This window comes from Thalassospira lucentensis (assembly GCF_050516545.1).
GTDB classification, from domain to species: domain Bacteria; phylum Pseudomonadota; class Alphaproteobacteria; order Rhodospirillales; family Thalassospiraceae; genus Thalassospira; species Thalassospira lucentensis_C.
Window position 1 is genome coordinate 1,752,006 of the sequence record NZ_CP191544.1, and the last position, 22,637, is coordinate 1,774,642.

General features: G+C 52.0%; 18 protein-coding genes. 7 read left to right on the forward strand and 11 right to left on the reverse strand.

Annotation, left to right across the window (positions count from 1 at the left end; all coding sequences use genetic code 11):
• Positions 1 to 4: 4 nt before the first annotated feature.
• From ACQ0MK_RS08175 to ACQ0MK_RS08190, 4 genes are all read right to left on the reverse strand, one after another.
• A complete protein-coding gene (locus ACQ0MK_RS08175) occupies positions 5 to 2,500 on the reverse strand; it encodes a heavy metal translocating P-type ATPase (protein ID WP_430475581.1) in 2,496 nt (831 codons plus the stop codon).
• Positions 2,501 to 2,676: 176 nt separating this feature from the next.
• On the reverse strand, positions 2,677 to 3,168 hold the full coding sequence (gene bfr, locus ACQ0MK_RS08180) for a bacterioferritin (RefSeq protein WP_350042326.1): 492 nt from the start codon (positions 3,166 to 3,168) through the stop codon (positions 2,677 to 2,679).
• Between the two features lie 21 nt (positions 3,169 to 3,189).
• On the reverse strand, positions 3,190 to 3,666 hold the full coding sequence (gene bfr, locus ACQ0MK_RS08185) for a bacterioferritin (protein ID WP_430476016.1): 477 nt from the start codon (positions 3,664 to 3,666) through the stop codon (positions 3,190 to 3,192).
• Positions 3,667 to 4,146: 480 nt separating this feature from the next.
• Positions 4,147 to 4,311: a DUF1127 domain-containing protein gene (locus ACQ0MK_RS08190; protein WP_350042323.1), complete on the reverse strand. Its 165-nt coding sequence runs from the start codon at positions 4,309 to 4,311 to the stop codon at positions 4,147 to 4,149.
• A gap of 703 nt (positions 4,312 to 5,014) precedes the next feature.
• Between ACQ0MK_RS08190 and ACQ0MK_RS08195 the strand changes: the two genes are divergently transcribed.
• The 5 genes from ACQ0MK_RS08195 (at position 5,015) to ACQ0MK_RS08215 (ending at position 12,357) form a co-directional block, all read left to right on the forward strand.
• A complete protein-coding gene (locus ACQ0MK_RS08195) occupies positions 5,015 to 6,277 on the forward strand; it encodes an ABC transporter substrate-binding protein (RefSeq protein ID WP_430475582.1) in 1,263 nt (420 codons plus the stop codon).
• A gap of 98 nt (positions 6,278 to 6,375) precedes the next feature.
• A complete protein-coding gene (locus ACQ0MK_RS08200) occupies positions 6,376 to 7,284 on the forward strand; it encodes a carbohydrate ABC transporter permease (RefSeq protein WP_430475583.1) in 909 nt (302 codons plus the stop codon).
• The gene (locus ACQ0MK_RS08205) at positions 7,277 to 8,164 is read left to right on the forward strand and encodes a carbohydrate ABC transporter permease (RefSeq protein ID WP_430475584.1); all 888 of its coding nucleotides are present in this window, start codon (positions 7,277 to 7,279) and stop codon (positions 8,162 to 8,164) included. Before ACQ0MK_RS08200 ends, ACQ0MK_RS08205 begins: the two co-directional genes overlap by 8 nt.
• A 4-nt stretch (positions 8,165 to 8,168) precedes the next feature.
• Positions 8,169 to 9,281 (forward strand): ABC transporter ATP-binding protein, encoded by a 1,113-nt coding sequence (locus tag ACQ0MK_RS08210; RefSeq protein WP_430475585.1) that lies wholly within the window; start codon positions 8,169 to 8,171, stop codon positions 9,279 to 9,281.
• Positions 9,282 to 9,474: 193 nt separating this feature from the next.
• On the forward strand, positions 9,475 to 12,357 hold the full coding sequence (locus ACQ0MK_RS08215; RefSeq protein WP_430475586.1) for a methyl-accepting chemotaxis protein: 2,883 nt from the start codon (positions 9,475 to 9,477) through the stop codon (positions 12,355 to 12,357).
• Positions 12,358 to 12,447: 90 nt separating this feature from the next.
• Here the strand turns inward: ACQ0MK_RS08215 and ACQ0MK_RS08220 are convergent, their stop codons facing one another.
• The 3 genes from ACQ0MK_RS08220 to ACQ0MK_RS08230 all read right to left on the reverse strand — a co-directional run bounded on the left by ACQ0MK_RS08220 (position 12,448) and on the right by ACQ0MK_RS08230 (position 16,464).
• Entirely contained in the window at positions 12,448 to 13,959 is a 1,512-nt protein-coding gene (locus tag ACQ0MK_RS08220; RefSeq protein ID WP_430475587.1) for a sensor histidine kinase, read from the reverse strand.
• Between the two features lie 9 nt (positions 13,960 to 13,968).
• Positions 13,969 to 14,703, reverse strand: coding sequence for a response regulator (locus ACQ0MK_RS08225; protein ID WP_430476017.1), 735 nt, complete (start codon positions 14,701 to 14,703; stop codon positions 13,969 to 13,971).
• Between the two features lie 165 nt (positions 14,704 to 14,868).
• Positions 14,869 to 16,464, reverse strand: a complete 1,596-nt coding sequence (locus tag ACQ0MK_RS08230; RefSeq protein WP_430475588.1) for a choice-of-anchor I family protein — start codon at positions 16,462 to 16,464, stop codon at positions 14,869 to 14,871.
• A gap of 185 nt (positions 16,465 to 16,649) precedes the next feature.
• Here ACQ0MK_RS08230 and ACQ0MK_RS08235 point away from each other — a divergent pair, with 185 nt between their 5' ends.
• Entirely contained in the window at positions 16,650 to 17,675 is a 1,026-nt protein-coding gene (locus ACQ0MK_RS08235; protein WP_430475589.1) for an NAD(P)/FAD-dependent oxidoreductase, read from the forward strand.
• A gap of 25 nt (positions 17,676 to 17,700) precedes the next feature.
• A complete protein-coding gene (locus tag ACQ0MK_RS08240) occupies positions 17,701 to 17,895 on the forward strand; it encodes a DUF2256 domain-containing protein (protein ID WP_430475590.1) in 195 nt (64 codons plus the stop codon).
• 90 nt (positions 17,896 to 17,985) lie between these two features.
• Here ACQ0MK_RS08240 and pgi read toward each other — a convergent pair whose 3' ends face one another.
• From pgi to speB, 4 genes are all read right to left on the reverse strand, one after another.
• A complete protein-coding gene (gene pgi / locus ACQ0MK_RS08245) occupies positions 17,986 to 19,632 on the reverse strand; it encodes a glucose-6-phosphate isomerase (protein WP_430475591.1) in 1,647 nt (548 codons plus the stop codon).
• 144 nt (positions 19,633 to 19,776) lie between these two features.
• Positions 19,777 to 20,736, reverse strand: a complete 960-nt coding sequence (locus ACQ0MK_RS08250) for a PfkB family carbohydrate kinase (RefSeq protein ID WP_430475592.1) — start codon at positions 20,734 to 20,736, stop codon at positions 19,777 to 19,779.
• A 140-nt stretch (positions 20,737 to 20,876) separates the two neighbouring features.
• Positions 20,877 to 21,482, reverse strand: a complete 606-nt coding sequence (locus tag ACQ0MK_RS08255; protein ID WP_430475593.1) for a tyrosine phosphatase family protein — start codon at positions 21,480 to 21,482, stop codon at positions 20,877 to 20,879.
• Positions 21,483 to 21,641: 159 nt separating this feature from the next.
• Complete coding sequence (gene speB / locus ACQ0MK_RS08260) at positions 21,642 to 22,613, reverse strand: agmatinase (RefSeq protein WP_350046009.1); 972 nt, start codon at positions 22,611 to 22,613, stop codon at positions 21,642 to 21,644.
• Positions 22,614 to 22,637: the final 24 nt, after the last annotated feature.

The window sequence follows — 22,637 nt, forward strand, 5'->3', positions numbered from 1 at the left end:
GGTTTTATTCCTTACCCCCTGCTTTCCAGCGGCGCAGGGTCAATGAATTCCCCACAACCGAAACAGAACTCAGCGCCATCGCCGCCCCCGCAATTGCCGGGCTCAGAACCCCAAAGGCAGCAAGTGGTACACCAACCACGTTATAGGCAAAGGCCCAAAACAGGTTTTGCGCAATCTTGCGTCGGGTCGCGATCGATATATCAATAGCAGCAGACACTAGGGCCGGGTCCGAACGCATCAACGTGATCCCGGCCGTTTCCATGGCCACATCGGTCCCGCCCCCCATGGCAATCCCAACATCGGCCGCGGCCAGTGCCGGGGCATCATTGATACCATCACCAACCATGGCAACATGACGGCCCTGTTTGCGCAGCTTTTCAACCTCAAGCGCCTTGTCCTGCGGACGAATGCGGCCTTCTCCACGTTCCAATCCCAATTCGCGGGCGACATAACTGGCAACGTCCTGACTATCGCCGGACAGCATGATCGATGAAATGCCGCGTGCCTTCAGATCGGCAATCGCCTGTTTGGCCGTTTCGCGAATGCGGTCCTCAAGAGTGATGTAACCGGCAAAGACACCGTCAACCGCAATCAGAATGACGGTACGCCCCTCACCTTCATGCTTTTGAATTGCCGTAGCAGTCTCATCATTTGGTTGCTTGATCCCTTGGTCGGAAAGCAAGGATTCGCTGCCGATGGCGACTTTGCGGCCATCGATTTCTGCCATGACACCGGCACCGGTTTTCCCTTTGAAGTTGGTAATTTCGGGAATTGTCATTTCTTCATCACGGGCAAGCGACACAATCGCACGTGCCAATGGATGTTCGCTGGCGGCTTGCACCCCGGCAGTCAGCCGCACCAATTCATTCCGGTCGATGCCATCAACCGGGCAGACATCGCGCACGGTTGGTGTACCTTCTGTCAGGGTGCCGGTTTTATCAAAAATGACCGTATCAACGTTATGGGCCTGTTCAAGCGCATCAAAATTCCGGATCAGGATACCATTGCGTGCCGCACTTCCCGTTCCTGCGACAAGGGCGGTCGGCGTTGCCAGCCCCAACGCACAGGGACATGCGATCACCAACACTGAAACCGCCGCCACAATGGATGCTTCGCCGCCAAAGCCCGCCAACAGCCAGCCGATCAGGGTCGCGAATGCAATGGCGACAACAACCGGTACGAACACTGCCGATACACGGTCGACAAGCTTTTGCACCGGGGCCTTGCCCGTCTGTGCCTGTTCAACCAGACGAATGATGCGCGACAATGTGGTGTCATCACCAACAGCGCGGACTTCGATATCAAGCCGCCCTGTGCCATTGACAGCACCGCCAACAACCGCGTCACCAGGCACACGGGCAACCGGGCGGGTTTCCCCGGTAATCAGGCTTTCATCAAGATCACTTTCACCAGAACGGACTGTGCCGTCGACCGGTAGACGTTCGCCGGGAAGAACCCGGACCATATCACCGACCGCAAGGCTTTCGATGGCAACGTCTTGTTCGCCCTCGCCTTCAATCAGCTTACGTGCCCGACGTGGGCGCAGCGCCATCAATTCACGAATGGCTGCAGACGCCCCGCGTTTGGCGCGCTCTTCCATAATCTTACCGGCAAGGATCAGGGTGATGATGGCGGCAGATGCTTCGAAATAGAGATGTGTTTCCGAACCACTGCTTAGTGCCATGTTATAGATACTCAGGAAATAAGCAGCCGACGTCCCAAGGGCGACGAGAACATCCATATTCGCACTTCTGTGACGAAGCGCCGCCCAGGCACCTTTGTAAAAACGTCTGCCGATTATAAATTGAACCGGTGTCGCCAATGCAAGTTCGACCCACGCAGGAAGATGATACGCCACACCAAAATTCATCCACACCATCTGCAACACCAAAGGTGCCGTCAAAAGTGCCGATATGGCCAAAAGGATCAATGATCTGTCGATTTTGGCAGCAGGTGCTGTGTCCCCCGCATCCGGGCCATCGCTACCATCGCCTGCATCCAAATTGGACTTATTTCGTGATGTTGCATGATAACCGGCATCTTCAATCGCCTTGATCACCGCTGCATCCGTGATTTTACCCGGCAATGCCGAAATATCAGCACGTTCCAACGCGAAATTCACACTGGCTGATGTCACATCAGGCATCGCCGACAACGCCTTTTCGACGCGAAGAGCGCAATTGGCACAGGTCATGCCATCAATATCAAAGGATAATTGGCTTTGTGACACGCTGTAACCGGCATCTTTGATCGCATCGGCAATCTTGGCAGTATCAAGTTTGTCGCGATCAAAGCGGATATGGGCTTTATTCAGCGCAAGGTTGACGTCAACCTCTGCCACACCATCCAGTCCCTTAACCGCCTTTTCCACACGGCCCACACAGCTTGCGCAACTCATCCCGTCAATCTGCAAACTGATATCGGCTTGATTCGGGGCGGTTGGTTTCCCGGACGCAGCACCGCCATTTGCGGTCTCAAATGTTTCTGTCCGACTGTCCATGTCACGTAACCTCAAACTGGTTTACTATCTGATATGGCAGAAGATAGACCTTCCAGCAACTGGAAGGTCAAGGCGAAAAGACACGCCTGCGATAAATCATTCAACCAGCCGGGAATTCGCCACAAAAAAGCCCCGGAACATTTCCCGGGGCTTTGATCATTCATCACAGATCGCATTTACGCGTGTGGGCTTGGCTCACCCGCCGCGCGGAACTGGATGTAGTTCGGCAAGCCCATCATTTCGATCAGGCGGATCTGCTGTTCGATCCAGTAGGCGTGATCTTCTTCGCTATCATCAAGCAAGCCGACAAGCATCTGACGGGTCTGGAAGTCATCTTCCTTTTCCGCGATCTTGATGCCTTGTTTCAGAAGGTTGATCACGTGATATTCGTGTTCGAGATCGTTTTTCATCATCTCGGGTACGGTTTTGCCGATCTTGATCGGTTCACGTGACGCAGTATCTGGAACACCTTCAAGGAACAAAATCCGCTCGATCAGGCGCTTTGCATGTTCAAGCTCTTCGTCCTTTTCGTGGTGCATGCGTTCATAAAGCGAATGCAGCCCCCAATCGGCATACATTTCGGCATGCGTATTATACTGGTCGGCCGCAGACAGCTCAGCAGTGAGCTGCTTATTCAATGCGGCAATAACCTTTTTACTACCCTTCATGGCATAACGCTCCTGGTCTGATTAGTCGCCGTCGCCTGAACGGCTCTGAATGTAATTATGGATACCGACATTTTCGAGCTGCCATTCTTCGGTCTCAAGCCAGTCGACATGTTCTTCCTGATCTTCAAGGAATTTCACCAGAAGATCACGAGTTACAAAATCCTCAGCCGTTTCACAGGCCGTGATTGCTTCGCGCAGCAGTGGCAAAGAGGCCAGTTCGAACTTCATGTCGCAACTGACGATTTCCGGGACATTCTCGCCGATCATGAGTTTGTTGAGGTTTTGAAGATTGGGCAGGCCTTCAAGAAACAGAATGCGCTCAATCGTGTCATCGGCGCGCTTCATTTCCTTGATGGAAAGTTTGTATTCGTATTCGCCCATTTCTTCGACGCCCCAGTCTCGCAACATACGGGCATGCAGGAAATACTGGTTAATCGCGGTCAACTGATTTGTCAGAACGCGATTAAGGCATGTGATGATCTTTGGATCACCTTTCATCATGGCTCTCCTGATGGTTGGGCTAACCAGATATTGGGAACACACCCTGCTCGTTTCAAGGGAAAAGCGCGAGTTTGATTACCATTATCAGTAATTTAGGCGTTTTTTTTGAATACTGCTATTCAAACGCAATGACTAAAAATCATTCGCACGGAAAAGCCTGCGAATGAAAATCGCTTCAGAAAAATCCATCTCCAAAACCGGTACTGCGAACCCGATAACAGCGACTCGCCGCCGCCTACCACTTAAAGCGCAGAAAGCCCGGTCCAATCGAAACGAGCCCCATCACAGGACAATCAACGCATGGGATGTTTGGTAAAAGACAATGGGGAGTTACGGGGCGTATAATTTCGATTACATCGCGAAACCTTGAATTGGTCGCGTGATCGAAAAGCCAAAGCCCGGATACACAAAAAGCCGGACTAATGTCCGGCTTCCGCATTGGCATTCCCGATAAAGGGCGCCTAGGTCGTTCTGGCGTTATGCGATCGCTTCGCGAGCTGCTTTACGAGCAACGTCTTTGATCTGCCACTGGGAAATCCCGACATCATCAAGATCGCGCTTATCAAGGCCATAAAGTTCATTCGCGACCGAGCGTGCATAGGCCCAACGGCGAACAGCAACAAAAATACTGGACAGGAACATGTTGAACCTCCTTGGGTTACTGAGAATGAATGCTGCCTTGGAAAGCACTTCCAACTGTCTGGCGCATTCACTGTAGTAGTTTCGCAATGCAATATGCCTATATGTTCCAGAATCCTCAATTCTCTAACTTTGCACATCATCTATTCCATTTTGTCATAGGTAAACATATCTGAGCCTGTCATCCACCACAGAAAGCCCGAATGCAAGGAAAACCCCAGCCCTTTCCCCGCCATCATCAGGCAAGAAATCACACCGCGCCGCACAATTAATTGCTATTCAGGATCAAATTTCGGTTATTTGCAGCGTCACTCAACAGACAAAATGCTGGTCCGTTACATTTCAGCCGTGCGTTCCAGCGCGCCAAAACATCTGGCAACTTTTAAAGCTGTCTTCTTCTTTGATCGGTTTTAGCCAATTTCAGGCTGCGTTACTCCGGCACCTTGCCTATTTAACCACTATAAACGTATAAACAGGCGATCAATTCGCGCCATTCGTGATCGTGTGTCATAGCTTTGATGCGCATAAACGCCCTAATTGTTTTTGCTGCCCTGCAATATAGTTAAAGATACCCTTATTAAATTTGTAACAGATTGTTTCAGTTCGCATTATGGAAACGCCCTGTTACAGTTTTGTGGATGCATTGAAGGCCCTCTCACAGCATGGTGTCGCTGCAATTGGTTTAAAGCCAGGGAGGAAAACCTAAATGTATCTGCGCAAAACCATTCTCGCCACAGGTGTGGCTCTTTCAGCACTCGCAACTGCCAGCTTCGCTCATGCCGAGCCAACCGCCGAAGTCCTACATTGGTGGACCTCGGGCGGCGAAGCAAAAGCTGTCGCATCTCTTAAAGAAGATTTCGAAGCCAATGGCGGCAAATGGGTTGATAGCCCGGTTGCTGGCGGCGGCGGCGATGCAGCCATGACCGTTCTGCGTTCGCGCGTTCTGTCTGGTGATGCACCGGCAGCTGTCCAGCTTAAAGGCCCGGCAATTCAGGATTGGGCCGAACAGGGCGCACTTGCAGACCTCAATGACGTTGCTGCGGCAGAAGGTTGGGATGACGTTATCCCCGCAGCTATTCAGGACGTTATGAAATATGAAGGCGACTATGTTGCTGTTCCGGTAAACGTTCACCGCATTGACTGGATCTGGGCAAACCCTACCCTTCTTGAAAAAGTCGGCGCCGATAGCGTTCCGACCACTTGGGACGAATTCAACGCCCTTGCTGACAAACTTCAGGCTGCAGGCATCACGCCGATTGCCCATGGTGGTCAGCCGTGGCAGGACGCAACCATCTTCGAAACCGTTGTTCTCGGTCTTGGTGGTCCGGAATTCTTCCAGAAAGCCATGGTCGATCTTGACGAAGACGCTCTGAAATCTGACACCATGAAAGCGGTGTTTGACCAGATGCGTAAAATCCGTGGATATGTTGATTCCGATTTCTCGGGTCGTGACTGGAACCTTGCAACTGCAATGGTCATGAATGGCGATGCCGCCATGCAGATCATGGGTGACTGGGCAAAAGGCGAATTCCTTGCTGCTGGTAAAGTACCGGGCAAAGACTTCATCTGCTCCCCGACACCGTCTGAGAACGGTTACCTGTTTAACGTTGACAGCTTTGCTATGTTCAACGTTTCGGGCGACGACAAAGTCGCAGGCCAGAAACTTCTTGCCGAATTGATCGTCGGTGAAAAGTTCCAGGAAACCTTCAACCTTCTCAAAGGTTCGATCCCGGCACGTTCGGGCGTTTCGCTCGACAAGTTCGACGATTGCGCCAAGAAATCCGAATCTGACCTTCTTGCAGCTCAGGATGCTGGCGGTTTCCTTCCGTCCATGGCACATGGCATGGCGCTTCGTGGTCATCTCTCGGGTGCCATCGTTGACGTTGTGACCGCTCATTTCAACTCCGACATGTCGTCTGACGAAGCCGTCTCACGCCTGTTCGAAGCTGTTGAATTGGCCAAAGACTAATCTCATCTGATCAGAACAGTCTTACTGTCTGAATAGCGCGCAGGCCCCGGATTTTCCGGGGCCTGCTTCCCACTACTTTAACTTTTGAGGCAAAGGGTATGGGGGCTTCTCAAAGCACCGAAAGCAACCTGACGGCCGGCATCCAACGTCATCTTTCCAAGATCGTTGTTGCACCGTCCTTTGCTGCGTCCCTGTTTTTCGTCTACGGGTTCATCCTGTGGACTGGCTATATGGCGTTTTCCAAGTCGCGCATGCTTCCCGTTTGGGATTGGGCAGGGCTGCGACAATATGAACGTCTGTGGCAAATGGAACGCTGGCATGTTGCCATTGAAAACCTTCTGGTCTTTGGCGGTCTGTTTATTGTGACCTGCCTGATCATCGGGTGTTTCCTGGCTGTACTTCTCGATCAGCGTATTCGCGCCGAAGGCGCACTCCGCACGATCTTCCTGTATCCGATGGCCCTGTCTTTCATTGTGACCGGGACCGTTTGGAAATGGCTTCTTAATCCGGGCCTTGGTCTGGAAAGCATGATGCATGATCTTGGCTGGACGAGCTTTAAGTTCGACTGGCTGGTCAATTCAGACATGGCGATCTACACGGTAGTCATCGCAGCCGTCTGGCAAGCATCTGGTTTCATTATGGCGATGTTCCTTGCGGCATTGCGCGGCGTCGACCAAGACATCATTCGCGCAGCCTATATGGATGGTGCCAGCCTGCCTCGCATCTATTTCGGCATTATTATTCCGTCAATTCGCCCGGTTTTCCTGAGCGCAATTGTCGTTCTGGCCCATCTGGCCGTTAAAAGCTTTGACCTGGTCATCGCCCTTACGGGTGGCGGACCGGGTTACTCATCGGATCTTCCGGCAACCTTCATGTACACGATGGCATTCCAGCGCAACCAACTTGGTGTGGGTGCTGCCAGTGCGATGATGATGCTGGCCACCGTTATGGCAATCATTGTGCCGTATCTGTATTCCGAACTGCGCGGAGGCAAGAAAAATGGCTGATCTTCAGACCTACAGCCAGGACGCAGGTTGGAAAAATACAATACTGCGTGGTTTGCTGTATCTCGTTCTAATTCTGTTTGCTGCCTATTACCTTTTCCCGCTGATCGTCATGGTCGCAACTTCATTGAAGTCGCTTGACGAAATCCGTGAAGGGTCCCTGATTTCACTGCCGCGCGTCATCACGTTTGATGCATGGAACTATGCATGGAACGAAGCATGCATTGGCGTGGAATGCACAGGCATCAAAATCTATTTCTGGAACTCGGTCAAAATGGCGATTCCCGCCGTTCTGATTTCGACCTTCCTTGGTGCGATCAACGGTTATGCACTGACCAAATGGCGTTTTAAGGGTGCAAACATTGTCTTTGCCCTACTGCTGTTTGGGTGCTTCATTCCGTTTCAGGTCGTTCTGCTGCCGATGTCACAGGTTCTTGGCAAGATCGGTCTTGCCAGCTCGACCCCGGGCCTTGTTCTGGTCCATGTCGTGTATGGCTTGTGCTTCACCACCCTGTTTTTCCGGAACTACTATGTTTCTATTCCGGACGAACTGGTCAAAGCAGCCACCATTGATGGTGCGGGTTTCTTCACCATCTTCTGGCGGATCATTCTGCCGATCTCGACCCCGATCATCGTGGTTTCGGTCATCTGGCAGTTTACCCAGATCTGGAATGACTTCCTCTTTGGTGCTTCTTTCGCCTCTGGCGCAAACGCACCGATGACAGTCGCACTCAACAATATCGTCAACACCACTACCGGCGTAAAACAGTACAACGTTGATATGGCCGCAGCCCTGCTGACCGGTCTCCCGACGCTTCTGGTTTACGTCCTGGCAGGCAAATACTTCGTCCGCGGCCTGACCGCCGGTTCGGTGAAGGGATAAGCAAATGGCATCACTCACCCTAGATAAAGTTCGCAAGGCTTTTGGCCCTGTAGAAGTTCTCAAGGAAATCAATCTGGCAATTGATGATGGCGAGTTTCTCGTCCTTGTTGGTCCGTCAGGTTGCGGTAAATCGACCCTTTTGAACCTGATTGCTGGTTTGGAAAGCTCGACCGACGGGGAAATCCGCATCGGGGACCGCGTTATCAATGACGTACATCCAAAAGACCGTAACATCGCAATGGTGTTCCAGTCCTATGCGCTGTACCCGAACATGACCGTTCGCAAGAACATCACCTTTGGTCTGGAAATCCGTGGCGTATCTAATCAGGAACGCGACAAGGCTGTTGCCGACGTTGCCAAACTGCTTCAGATCGAGCCGCTTCTGGATCGCAAACCATCCCAGCTTTCGGGTGGTCAGCGTCAACGTGTTGCCATGGGCCGTGCGCTTGTGCGTGACCCGGACATCTTCCTGTTTGACGAACCGCTTTCAAACCTTGATGCCAAGCTGCGCGTTGATATGCGCACCGAGATCAAAAAGCTGCATCAGCGTCTTGGATCGACCATCGTTTACGTGACCCACGATCAGATCGAAGCCATGACCCTGGCTTCAAGAATCGCTGTCATGAAAGACGGTATTTTGCAGCAGTTCGATACGCCGCAGAACATCTATGAACGCCCTAACAACATGTTTGTTGCAGGCTTCATCGGTTCTCCGTCGATGAACTTCGTGAACGCGACATTGGTTGAAGAAACCGGTCAGCTTGCGGTTTCCATCGCCCGCGACGACAGCCCGATTACGCTGCCGCTGTTTGAAGCGCCGGACAGCTACAAAAACTACGCTGGCAAGAAAGTTGTCTTTGGCATTCGTCCAGAAGCCCTGACCCATAAACGCACGGGTTCAGAAGCCTCTGGCAGCCAATATGTCAATTTCGATAGCAAAGTCGAAGTGATCGAACCAACCGGTGCTGACACGATGACGGTTATTGAAATTGCCGGCAAAGAAATCGTCGCACGTGTCCGTCCTGACCGGGCACCGACGCCGGGCGAGAGCATGACGTTCTCGGCCGATATGTCTCAGATCAGTCTGTTTGACCCGGATACCGAGTTGCGGATCTGATCTGATTGGCGGGTGGTTCTGGGGGCCACCCGCCATTCTTCTTTTTGGGCCTTTCACAGCCCCGCCCCATTCCCACACCCACGCTATTTAAACTGTGTAGATGCCAATTTGATCGAACCGGACACAAAGAAGTCGGTCGGTGCAAATCCACGTGAAAACAACAATAATTTCACGTAGTTAGGGAGGATGGTCTATGACGACCAATAAAAAAGAAACATCAAACGCAATCCAAAAATCCAAAGGACTGGGCATCCGTTTCAAACTCGGTGCATCATTTGGCGCGATTGCAGCTATGACCGCGATTGCAGCCATTGTTGGCATCGTTTCGATTGAACGGATCAGCTCCGCACTTGATACCGTGACCAAAACATCATCGGTGGCACAGGCCCTGCGCGCAGCAGAAGAAAGCAGCGCGATTGCTGTCCTTGCATCGGAGATGGCAACCAATCCCAATGCAGATATCCAGTCCCTGTCCGGTATGGCAAAAAACCGTATGCAGGACCTGAGCGACGCTACGCGCAACTCACCGCTATCAGAAGTGGCTGAAACGCTTGGACCAGATTTGGCATCCCTGATCGATGCCGCCTTAAATCGCAAACAACTCGACACCAAAGTCAGTGATGCGATCAAGGATTTGCGCAATCAGCATGACGGGTTTCTTAAAACCATCGAAGGCAAGGTCAGCACAGCCAATCGTGAACTGATTGACGGCAGCAATGATGTTATCGGGTCGGCGGCAGAAAACCTTAATACCCTGATTACCGATCAGGTCGGAACACTGCGATCTGCATTGACCCTGCAGGCTGAGGGTAACTTACTTGTCAGCATCCTGATTGAATCTGCCAATGCGAATAATGCCGAAACCATTGATGCCCTTAAAGCACGGTTTGATACGACAAGGACGACATTGTCCGAACTTGGCGCTGCATCAGGATCAGAAGCCCTTGCGCAAATTACCGAAAACCTGCTTGGCTTTGGGATTGGTGATAACAATATCTTTTCGATCCGGCGCAATGAACTGACCGCCACGACGCAATCAAGCGAGGTCTTCCGCAAGGCCCGCATTGGCCTTGAAGGCCGTTTGCACGAAGCATATGGCGAACTGATTGCCATCATTGATGCTGCAGCCCTGCCCGCGGCGGACGGTTTCCAGATGAAAGCCATCATCTCTCAAAGCTATGCCATGATGGTTTCGGGCATTGCTGCCAACGATATTGAAACCGTCAAGGCCACCAAGGAAAAGTTCAGCGCGTTTTACAAAGAAAATCGCAAAATCCCGGAAGCCATCAGTGCCGATTTCAAAAAGCCCGCCAGCGACTTCTTCCGTCTTGGTATGATGCGCGGCGCGCTTTTTGATCTGCGAAAACAGGAACTAGAAGCCATCCAGCGGGCCACTGAAACATGGTCGCGTTTGGCAACAGAACGCAAAGAACAACTGTTCGTTGCCCATCAGGCGTTCCGCGACGCGATTGCCCCGGTGGTCGAGGCCGCGGATAGCGGCCTTCGAGATCGATCCGCCGCCATTCAGGATCAAAGCCGTTCAGCCATCAGTGGGTTGATGGAAAAGGAACTGGCAGCCCTGATCACGATGGTACGTCTCGAAGCGGCTGGAAACCTTGCCATCGGTTATCAGAATCAGGCTGCAGCGGCCGTTGACATAGATACGCTTGATCAATTGGCAAACCGTCTTTCCGATGTCGCCAAATCAAGCAAATCCATCGCTGCCAATGTTCCCGATGCAAGCACCATTGCCCAGACGGCACAAACCCTGACGGGTCTTTCGGTTGTCACCCCCAAACGTGATGCCGTCATCGCCCAGAAATCTGCAACCACAGCCCTTAATGATGTGCGAGTTGCGGTTGAAAAGATGGGTGTACAAGGTGTCGCAGGGGCAGCAAGCAAACAATCGGCGGCTGTCACCGTTGAATCGGCTGAGGCCATCACCCAAGGGCGTATCATCCTGATTGCCCTTGGAATCGGATCTCTTGTTCTCGCCGGACTTCTGGCATGGATCTATGTCGGGCGCGGATTGATTGCCCGTCTTGAACGCATCCGTATTGCAATGGCTGAAATAGCGGTTGGAAACACCAATGTTGCGATCAACGACAATGGCAATGACGAACTGACAGAAATGAGCAAGACGCTTGAAGTCTTCCGCTCAAACGCTGCTGAAATCGTCGAATCCCAAAAACGCGAAACCCAACAACGCGAAGCAGCCACCCAAGAACGCCAAGCTGCCCTTAATGCCCTTGCCAATGACTTTGAAAGCCGGATCAAATCACTGGCAGAAGACATCGCAAAGGCATCTGAAGGCATGCACAAGTCAGCACAGACCTTGTCTGAGCGCAGCACAACCAGTGCAGATCGTTCTGAAAGTGCGGCAACAGCAACCCAGGCAACAGCCCATAGCGTTGAAACCGTTGCGGCAGCGGCAGAAGAACTGGCGGCATCAATCAGCGAAATCCGACGCCAGACAGAGGATTCAACGCGCATCTCGCGCGATACATCCGAAAGGGCAACCCAAAGCGCGCAAAGCGTTCAGGCCTTAAACAAACTGGCCGATGAAATTGGTGATGTGGTCACTTTGATTTCAGACATTGCCGAACAGACCAATATGCTGGCCCTTAATGCCACGATTGAGGCGGCCCGTGCCGGTGATGCCGGCAAAGGGTTCGCCGTTGTCGCCAACGAGGTCAAACACCTTGCCGATCAAACGGCAAAGGCGACAGCCGATATTGGGGGTCGGATCAAGGCGGTTCAAAATGCAACCCAACATGCCAGTGATGAAATCGGTGCCATCAGCGCATCCGTGAGCGCGTTGGATAACATCACCACCGCCCTTTCAAGTGCAGTTGAACAGCAGGCATCGGCAACACAGGAAATCACCCGGAATGCTCAAGCCGCCAACGACACTACCCGCCGTGCAGCAGATGATGTAATGGCAGCAAAATCGGTTGTGATCGAAACGGGCGAGATTTCCAACAACGTGTTAGTTTCGGCCAAGGATCTGAGCAATCAAGCCACCAACATTCAGCGCGAAGTCGATAACTTCCTAAGCGACATTCGCCAAGGATGATCACAGCACGGATCTAAAACACCGATCCATTGCCTTAACATATCTTCCAAGCAAAACGGCCCGGTCTTCCGGGTCGCTTTTGTTTGGTTCTTATGTGCTGCTATTGACGCGTCTGGGAATGGATATGATGACTTCAAGCCCCTTGCCAGGCATGTTGCGCAGCTTTATCTCGCCGTCATGGGCATCGATCACTGTTTTAACGATTGAAAGGCCAAGGCCACTGCCGCCGGTACTGCGCGCACGTGATCCTTCAACCCGGTAAAATGGCAGAAACACTTTATCCTGATGTTCCACCGCGATGCCCGGCCCTTCATCCCGAATAACGATCAAAATCGTGTCTGCGGTTGCCTCCAGACTGACCTTGGCCCGATGGCCGTATTTCAACGCGTTTTCGATCAGGTTGGTGAAAGCCCGCTTTAACGTGCCCGGTCGACAAGACAGCCGAATGCTGCGTTTCCCATCAAAGGAATGCGGCTCATCCCCGCCGCCAAAGACCGTGTGGACGGAACTGAATTGCAATGGCTGAGGTCCGGCAAAACTGACAGGACGGCCAAGGTCGGCATAATCGTCACAGATCGCCTCAAGAACCGAAACGAAATCAACCGTGCGTTCTTCTTCCTTCTGAATCCAGTCACCAAGGAAATCGAGCGCATCGTTTAAAAGGCTGTCCATTTCATCAAGATCACGCAAAACAGTTTCGCGTAGTTCGTCATTTTCAATGAATTCGGCGCGAAGGCGCAACCGCGTGCTTGGTGTACGCAAATCGTGCGAAATCGCTGCCAACATCCGGGTCCGATCGCCCAGCATCCGTGCAATACGTTCACGCAAATCGTTATAGGCCGCGGCCATTGAACGGGCTTCGGTCGGGCCACGTTCTTCGACCGGCAGACCTTCAACTTCATCGCCATGATCAATGATCGCGTTGGTCAGTCTCTTAAACGGCCCGGCCAGCAAATCGGCAAGGGCGGCAAACACTGCAAGAACGGCGACCACGCCTAACAAGAACATCAAAAACACAAGCGATGGTGATGAATAGTTTGCCCATAATTCATCATGGCGCACCAAAACCCGCTTACCCGACGGCATCGTGATTTCGATCTGGGCTTCAAGTCCCAAACGGGCAATTTCGCGCGACAATTCGGCGAAAAACAGGCTGGGGTTTTCGGCGGCCTCAATGACCGCACGCTGTTCGGAACTCAGGCGCCCACGCACAAAATGGACCTTGACCGATATCGGCCAGCCGGTATTGGCCAACCGGACCGGCAGGGCAATATGCTGTGCCGGGCGCGAAAAAAGCAGCAAGGTCCCAAAATCATCTGGCGGCAGTAATCGCAATGCCATGCCATCGCGTGCGGCAATATCGACAATATTGGTTTCAAATTCGGGGTTTTCGGCAATTCGCACCAACTCGCGGATGGTAAAGCCTAATGTATAAGCACGACCAATCCGCTCATCACGTTCAATGACGTAATACGATGCCATGGCACTGAGAACGGCGATAATCACCCCACCAAGCATCATCAGCAAAAAGATACGCCCGCCCAAAGTCCGCGGTTTATAGCGACGAAGATAGTTGCTGAAATCTGCAAACATATCGCCCATCAACCGACCTTAAAGCATCTGGGTATCAGCACAGAACTGATAACCGATACCGCGCACAGTTTTGATCAGCTTGGGGTTTTTGGCATCTTTTTCGATCTTGCGGCGCAGACGGCTGATCTGGATATCAATGCTGCGATCAAACGGAAGCGAGCTTTGCCCACGCACAATATCAACAAGCTGTTCACGCGAAATCGCCCGCTTGTTGTTTTTCACAAGTGCTAATAGCAGCGAAAATTCCCCGGTCGAAAGATGAACCGCAACATTATCGGCATCACGTAATTCACGTGATCCAATATCAAGCGTCCAGTCACCAAAGATGATTTTCTGTGTTGGGGCGACTTCATTGTCAACCGGGCCAACCGATCCTGTTTCAAACCGGCGAAACACCGCCCGGATACGAGCCAGCAATTCACGCGGGTTAAACGGTTTGGTCAGATAATCATCTGCACCCAGTTCCAGACCAAGAATACGGTCCGTATCCTCGCCAACAGCGGTCAGCATGACAATCGGCACCTTGGATGTGCGGCGCACATCACGGCACAGCGCAAAGCCATCTTCACCAGGAAGCATGATATCAAGAATGACAAGATCGATCTTCCAGTCGCGCAAGGCACGGTGCATTTCGTTCCCATCGGAAACGGTGGTGATGCGATAACCGTGCTGCAGCAGGAATTTCTTCAAAAGCTTCTGGATTTCCTGATCGTCATCGACAACCAGAATATGTGGTTCACGTCGCGTAGTCAGTGTCCCAAACTCCCCTATTTATCAACCGTCCATGTTCCTGACCGTCGGCGGAGTTTAGTCGATATCGTCAAAGGTTTGAACCATTTTACCATTTACCCCTTCCAAAAGAGAAAGCCGGGCAAAACCCGGCTTTCTCAGATAGAAATATGGCGCGTTATTCTACGCTTATTTCAGGTCATAAACCTTGGTACTTCCCGACACTTCGGAAGCAACCACCAGCATCGCATTGCCCGTCGGGCTGTCTGATGCATTTACAAACTGCATGCCTTCCGGGGCCAGCTCACCTGCCGTGTCATGTTCCGGGCTTCCCGAGAACCGGCGATCGCTGTGATAGGTGACAAATTGCGGGTTGGTCGGGTTGGTCAGATCATAGACCATAAAGCCACCCTGACGCTCCAGACCGATAAAGGCGTAGGGCGTGCCGTTGACATAGCCTGATGTAATACCTTCTGGTTCCGGGCCCTTATCATCGGATCGGTTGTCACGGCTGTAATTTTCCGTGTCAGACGCGTTAAAGACATTGCCGTAATTCGATGCCAGAAACTGTTCAAACGCATCACCACTATCAAAGACCATGCTGCCATCGGCATCAAGCACAGAGAATGACCGCGCGCCATAGCTGTAGATCACGTCAACATCACCGTCACCATCGGTGTCACCCTGTGCCGTCGTGGTTTTCAAACGACCAAGATTTTCATCTTTCTGAAGTCTGCTTGCTGTCGGAAACGCTACCGGATCAAGGGTCAGTTTACCAACGCGGGTTTCTTCGCTGTAACCGTCATAGTCACGTGAATCACCTTCGTTGGCGATCAGGATCCAATCCTTGCCACCGATTTCTATCGCCTCAATCGTATCAGGCATATACATGCCCATAACCGGCCATGTGCGGATATTGACTTTTCCGTCCTTGTCGCTGGCATCAAAGGCATGAACCGAATGATCCTTGAAACCAAGACCGGCAATACGTTTTACGGTCGCGGTTTCAATATCAATGATCGCAATGGCATTGTTTTCCTGCAAAGACACATAGGCGGTTTTGCTGTCTTTGGAGACGGCGATATATTCCGGCTCCACATCCTGTGCAACGCTTGACGTACCCGGATTTGATATCCGCATTCCATATGGAAGTTCGCCGTCATTCAAAAAGGCAAAATCAACGGTGCGAACATCACCATCCGTCAGACCATCAATCCCACCTGCCAGTGAAATGATCGAAACACTGCCTTCCGGATCATTGGTGAAATCATCATTCGGTTCACCTTCATTGGCGACCAGAACATATTTGCCATCCGAGGAAAACTTGATCATATCGGGCAATGCACCGACGCTAACAGCCGAAATGAAATTACCGTCCGTGTCAAAAAACACAGCCTGCCCGGCGGCCTGCTTGTCCGCATTTTCAACGGCCACTGCTACAATACCGTTATGGATCGCGACGCTGTTGGCACCCTTACCCCAGGTTGAAAGTTCCACCGTACCGATTTTGGTCAGCTCAGACGGATTCGACATATCAAGAATATCGATGACTTTGTCTGCACCATTCACGACAAAGACACGTTTTGAAACAGGATCAAATGCCGGGATTTCAGCAGCACTTTCATCGAGCATTCCGGTGCGATATTCGCCCATCGGAACAATCGTCAACGGATGTGCACCGGCATTGATAACACCGTCAGCCATCATCGCGTGGTTGTCAGCCGTACCTGCACAGGCACTGAGAAGTACGGAAACGGCAGCAGTTGCCAAAAGTGAAGAACGCATAATTTCCCCCAAGATCAATGTTTCATCAAAGCAGAGAACTTGCTGATTTGTTGTAACTGTTTGATGACCCGGGAGTGACAGTTTCATAAATATCTTGTGGCACTGACTGCTCCAACCGGGACTTCTGCGCGTAGGAATTAACAGAACACCATCGCATCACGTCCCAATCGAAACAGGAAATGTCCATGCCCCCGATCAAAATCGCTGTCATCGGTGCTGGTATGGCGGGTTTAAAAGCCGCCAGCACGCTTTACAAAGTCGGTATGGATGTTACGGTCTTTGAGAAAAGCCGTGGCCTTGGCGGGCGATTGGCATCCCGACGAACGGAATTTGGCCATTTCAACCATGGTGCACAATATGTTACGGCACGTGATCCGGGATTTGATGCCTTTTTGCAACAAGCCACGCAAGATAACGCAGCACAAAAATGGCACCCTGATCTCCATCGCGGAAGCCCCCCGGACAAAGTGTTTTCAACGCCCACCACCCATGCCGGAAACCTCGCAGAAAAGCAGTGGTATCAAGGCATACCGCAGATGAACAAGCTGATCGGGCCGTTGGTTCAATCATTTGAAATCCAAAAACAACACCGCATCACATCCATCGAAACGCTGACGCCACAAACTTTCATGCTTCATGATGATCTTGACGGGGAATTCGGCCCGTTCGATGGGGTGATTGTCACCGCACCAGCCCCACAAACTGCGGAACTTTTGCGCCCGATTTCATCGCGGTTTGATCCGATTGGTGATGTTGTCATCGCCCCATGCTGGAGCGTGATGGTAGCGTTTAAAAAGCCCCTGCCAACCGCGTTTGACGCGATGCTGTATCCATCTCCGGAAATAAGCTGGGCCGCACGCAGCATGCAAAACAACGACATTTTCCATCGTCGCACACCAGATCATTGGGTCTTGCATGCCAGTCCGAATTGGTCACGGGATCATCTGGAAGAAGACAAGGACCGCGTGATCGAAAAACTGCTAAATGCGCTTCGCACGGCCAGCGGCATCAAACTGCCTGATCTTCAAACCGTTCAAGCCCATCGCTGGCGCTATGCCCGGACCGAAATCCCGCTTGGCAGAAGCCACCTGAATGGCATGAATGGCCGCGTCATTGCAGCAGGCGATTGGTGCCTTGGCGCACGGGTCGAAGCCGCATGGCGAAGTGGTCAGTCGACTGCACATGCCATGATTGAAACTCTGATCGGCTAACCTGCATTTCATCAGAAAACGTCCCATGCCACACAATGCCAACGGATATCACCACAACAAGACGGATCTTCCTGAAAAGACCTGTGTTGTTTGCAAACGCTCTTTTTCATGGCGCCGCAAATGGAATGATTGCTGGCAAGACGTTCGGTATTGTTCGGATAAATGCCGCAAAGACCGTAATGCAACCAACCTAGCAACATCACAGCACTCACCACCGTAATGTTCTGTCGTTACAAAATGGGTGGTATCAGCCATAGCCAACACCGCCCTTCTTAGAAAAATTGATCGCGTGTCGCCCGATCAGCCAACCTTAGCCGCGCAGGGACTGCATCCGCTTGATCAGGCCTGCCGTTGACGCATCCCGCGCACTGGCATCTTCTTTGCCCTCGACCATCGGCAGCAATTCTTTGGCAAGCTGCTTGCCAAGTTCAACGCCCCATTGGTCATAAGAATTCACATTCCAGATGATGCCCTGAACAAAGATTTTATGTTCATACATAGCAACCAATCGGCCTAGCGTGAACGGATCAAGCTGCTTATACAGGATCATGGTGCTCGGTTTATTCCCGGCAAAGACCTTTTGCGGGGCCAGAACATCAATCTCGGCCGGTGACAAATCACTACCTGCCAGCTCATCCCTAACTTCGGCTTCGGTCTTACCGCGCATTAAGGCTTCGGCCTGTGCCAAGCAGTTCGATACCAGCTTGTCATGATGGTTGGACAATGGATGTAACGCATTGGCCGCCATGATAAAATCAACCGGGATCAGTTCCGTTCCCTGATGGATTAGCTGATAAAACGCATGCTGGCCGTTGGTGCCCGGTTCGCCCCAAATAATCGGGCCGGTTTCATAGGCAATCGGCTTGCCATCACGGGTGACGGATTTGCCATTACTTTCCATATCGGCCTGCTGCAAATAGGCCGGTAGGCGTGATAAATGCTGATCATATGGCAAAATGGCTTGGCTAGAGGCGCCCAGAACATTGCGATACCAAACCCCGATCAGGGCAAGGATCATGGGGATGTTGGTTTCAACCGGTGCCGTTTTGAAATGGTTGTCCATCGATTGCGCGCCGCGCAGAAGTTCTTCAAACTTCTCATACCCGACTGCCAGAATAATCGGCAGGCCAATCGCCGACCACAGGCTATAACGCCCGCCAACCCAGTCCCAGAACCCAAAGGCATTGTCGGTATCAATTCCGAATTCCGCGACCTTTTCAAGCGCGGTTGAAACCGCCACGAAATGCTTGGCAACCGCAGCTTCATCACCAAGCGCCTTGATCAACCAATCACGCGCGGAATAGGCATTGGTCAAGGTTTCGTCCGTCGTAAAAGTCTTCGATGCGATGATGAAAAGCGTCGTTTCCGCATCAAGGTCCTTAAGAGTATCGACAATATGCGCACCATCAACGTTCGACACAAAATGGCAGCGAATGCCATCAATGTGGAACGGACGCAGGGCCTCATTAACCATGACCGGGCCAAGATCAGATCCACCAATGCCAATATTGACGACATCGGTAATTTTTTTGCCGGTGTGGCCTTTCCATTCGCCGGAATGAACCCGCGCAGCAAAGGATTTAAGCAGCGCCAGAACGTCTTTGACCGCAGGCATAACATCTTTCCCGTCAAACTCGACCGGTGCCCCATCAAGGTTACGAAGGGCGGTATGAAGCACTGCGCGGTCTTCGGTGACATTGATTTTGTCCCCGGCAAACATCCGGTCGCGCCAAGCTTCAACATTGGCAGCCTTTGCCAGCTTGCCAAGGGCCGCCATCACGTCATCGGTGATCAGGTTTTTGGAGTAATCAACGAACAGGTCATTTAGCGCTGCACTAAAGCGGTCAAACCGTGCCGGATCATCGGCAAATGCGCGGCGCAGGTTCAGCTTCTCGGAAACTTCCGCGCCAAGACGATCCAGTTCTTCCCAGTTTTCAGTCAATTTATCAGCGGACATAACCATCCTCGGCCAAATTCAATTCATTACAGATCAAGACAGCGCAGCTGCGGTTGTGGACGCAGACTAGCATCTTGATCAAACCATGTGTGGGACAGTTTACAGACTGCGGCGGCAAGATTATGGCCGCCGCATAAATTCAATTTAACGGAACGCGAGAAACGCTTCGACCTCTTTTTCGGTCGGAAGCGCATTAATGGCACCGCGCTTGGTCGCTGTAATCGCCCCGACCGCATTGGCAAACCGGCACGCGGTGATAAGCTTTTCTTCCGATGCCAAAAGATCCGGATCCTTGAGAAGACGCGATAGGAAACCTGCCGTGCATCCATCCCCGGCCCCGGTTGCATCAACAGCCGTGATGTTAAACGATGGCACGAAACCGTCAAATTTCGGGGTAATGAAACGCGATCCTTTGGGGCCATAGGTCACAATCAAGGCGCGCCACCCGTCACACCACAGGTCTTTGATGCCTTCTTCAAGGTCATCCTTGCCTGAAACGAATGTGATTTCCTCGTCCGACATTTTAACAATATCGGCCTGACTAATCGCAAGGCGCAGGATTTCGCGGGCCTTCTCAACGCTTGGCCACAGGGGCAAGCGAAGATTTGGGTCACACGAAATCACCGCACCATTGTCACGGGCAATTTTGATTGCCTCAAGCGTTGCGGCACGCGGATCATCATCAATCATACACAGCGTTCCGTAATGGAACAGGTCGGTTGATTTCAGCATGTCCTGATCAAGATCGGCCGGGCACAGCAGCATATCGGCAGACGGGCTGCGGTAAAACGAAAATTCGCGTTCCCCGTCTGCGCGCAACGACACAAAGGCAAGCCCGGTCAGGGCTTCTTTGGTCAGAACAATGCCCGATGTATCGACATCGGCATCTTTAAGCGTATCAACCAGAAAATGGCCAAAGGCATCATCGCCCAACTTGCCGATAAAACCGGTTTCAATGCCCAATCGCTGGAGCCCCACGGCAGCATTCCCCGGCGCGCCACCTGCCGCCTTGGCAAAGGCCGGTGCATCGGCAAGACCGGTACCGGTTACCGTCGGGACAAAATCAATCAGCAATTCCCCAAGACAAACAGCTTTAGCTGTCATTGCGTTTCTCCGTTCGGATTGTCCGCTTTATCGCGCGGACCCGTTATTCAAAATCAGTGTTGCGGTCTGTGGGACGGAACGCTTTTAAATCGATTCAATTTGACACGCAAACCAAAATAAATCCGGTCTATGTCGATTGCCTAGGCAGATGTCTTTTGCGGCATGATCGCGCGACCAAATTCGACCTCACGCTGACGTTCAAGATCGGTCATCCAACCTTCAAACATTTTATCTCGCGCCAATTGGGCTGCGTAGTGACGATGAAGGGCTTCGGTAAGGCGCCCTTTCCGGCCAAGAAGATCATCGGCAAAGGCAATCATGACCGAGTTTGGCCAGGCAATCGGGCGGATATCACGGATGCTGGTGAAAATGCTGTCTTCATCGCGATCTGGTTCACATTGCGCCATCAGGGTAATCATCGCTGCAGTCGAACGCGACACCCCCATGTGACAATGCACAAGCAAATGCCCATCGCGACGTTCTTCCTGACTGCTTTTAAGACCTTCTCCAAATTCAAGGATCGCCTCGACATTGGCCTTGATTGGCGCTGGGCGGCCTTCCTTGTCCTCAATCACATCATGAAACCGCAAGATCGTGCGTTCGTGCGGCGCGTAATCGGAAAATATGCTGGGATCTTCTCGTTCAGGATCAAGCACGGACAGCACATGGGAAACCCCGTGATTGCGATGGGTCGGCAATTCATCAATACCACAGATCGTTAAACGCGAAATCGCAATCGGCTTCATCTTTCGTTCTCCTCATACATATCTTTTCTTTTCATCGCGCTATCAGAGCACAGGAAAAAGAAAAAACAAGGGCCGGCACCCGAAAAAGGTACCAGCCCGAAAATTTTCGCCAAACTGACATATCAACTTGATGCCAGACGGCCTGCGATGATGTGGGGCTTATTTCGCCCGGTTCACCGCATGAATATTGAGCATTTCCCACGCCATCGTCGCCCCGGCAAGGGCGGTAATGTCCGAAACATCATAAGGTGGGGAAACTTCGACAACGTCACTGCCAATCAGATTGATGTGACCGGCAAGCCCGCGCAGGATCGATACGGCCTGATGGGTGGTCAAACCGCCCAGAACCGGCGTTCCGGTCCCCGGTGCATAGCACGGATCAAGCCCGTCAATGTCAAAGGTGATATAGGCCGGGTTATTACCAACTGTTGCTTTGATCTTTTCAACAATCGCGTCAATCGACATTGACTGAACATCCGGGCCATACAGGATATTGAACCCGTGGGTCGATTCATTGTGGGTCCGGATACCGACCTGAATCGATTTCGACGGATCAACAATGCCCTTTTGCGCGGCATGCCAGAACATGGTGCCGTGATCAATACGGTCCCCGTCATCTTCCCACGTATCGGAATGGGCATCGAACTGGATCAGGGAAATACCATCACCGTATTTTTCAGCATGTGCTTTCAGAACCGGATAGGTGATGAAGTGATCCCCACCAATGGTCAGCATCTTGGCACCGGACTGAACGATATCGCGGGCATGATCTTCGATCATTTCGGGTAATTTTTCCGGGTGACCCGGATCGATAACCATATCGCCATAATCAATGACCGAAAGTTCGGCAAAGATATCGCGACCGGACGGGAAATGCGGTGCCCATGCAAGATTGGCCGACGCACGGCGCACACCTTGCGGGCCAAGACGCGTTCCCGGTCGGCTTGACGTTGCAAGATCATAAGGAATACCGGTCACGGCAATATCAATACCGTTCAGATCGCGCGAATAAATACGGCGCATGAAGGACAGCGCGCCGGAATACATCGGTTCGCTGGTGTTCTGATGCACAGATTTCGCGGTAAAGGCGTTATCACCGCCCTTGGTGTCAATGACGCCGGTGCTGCTCATTTTTCTTCCCTTATCTCCGAATGA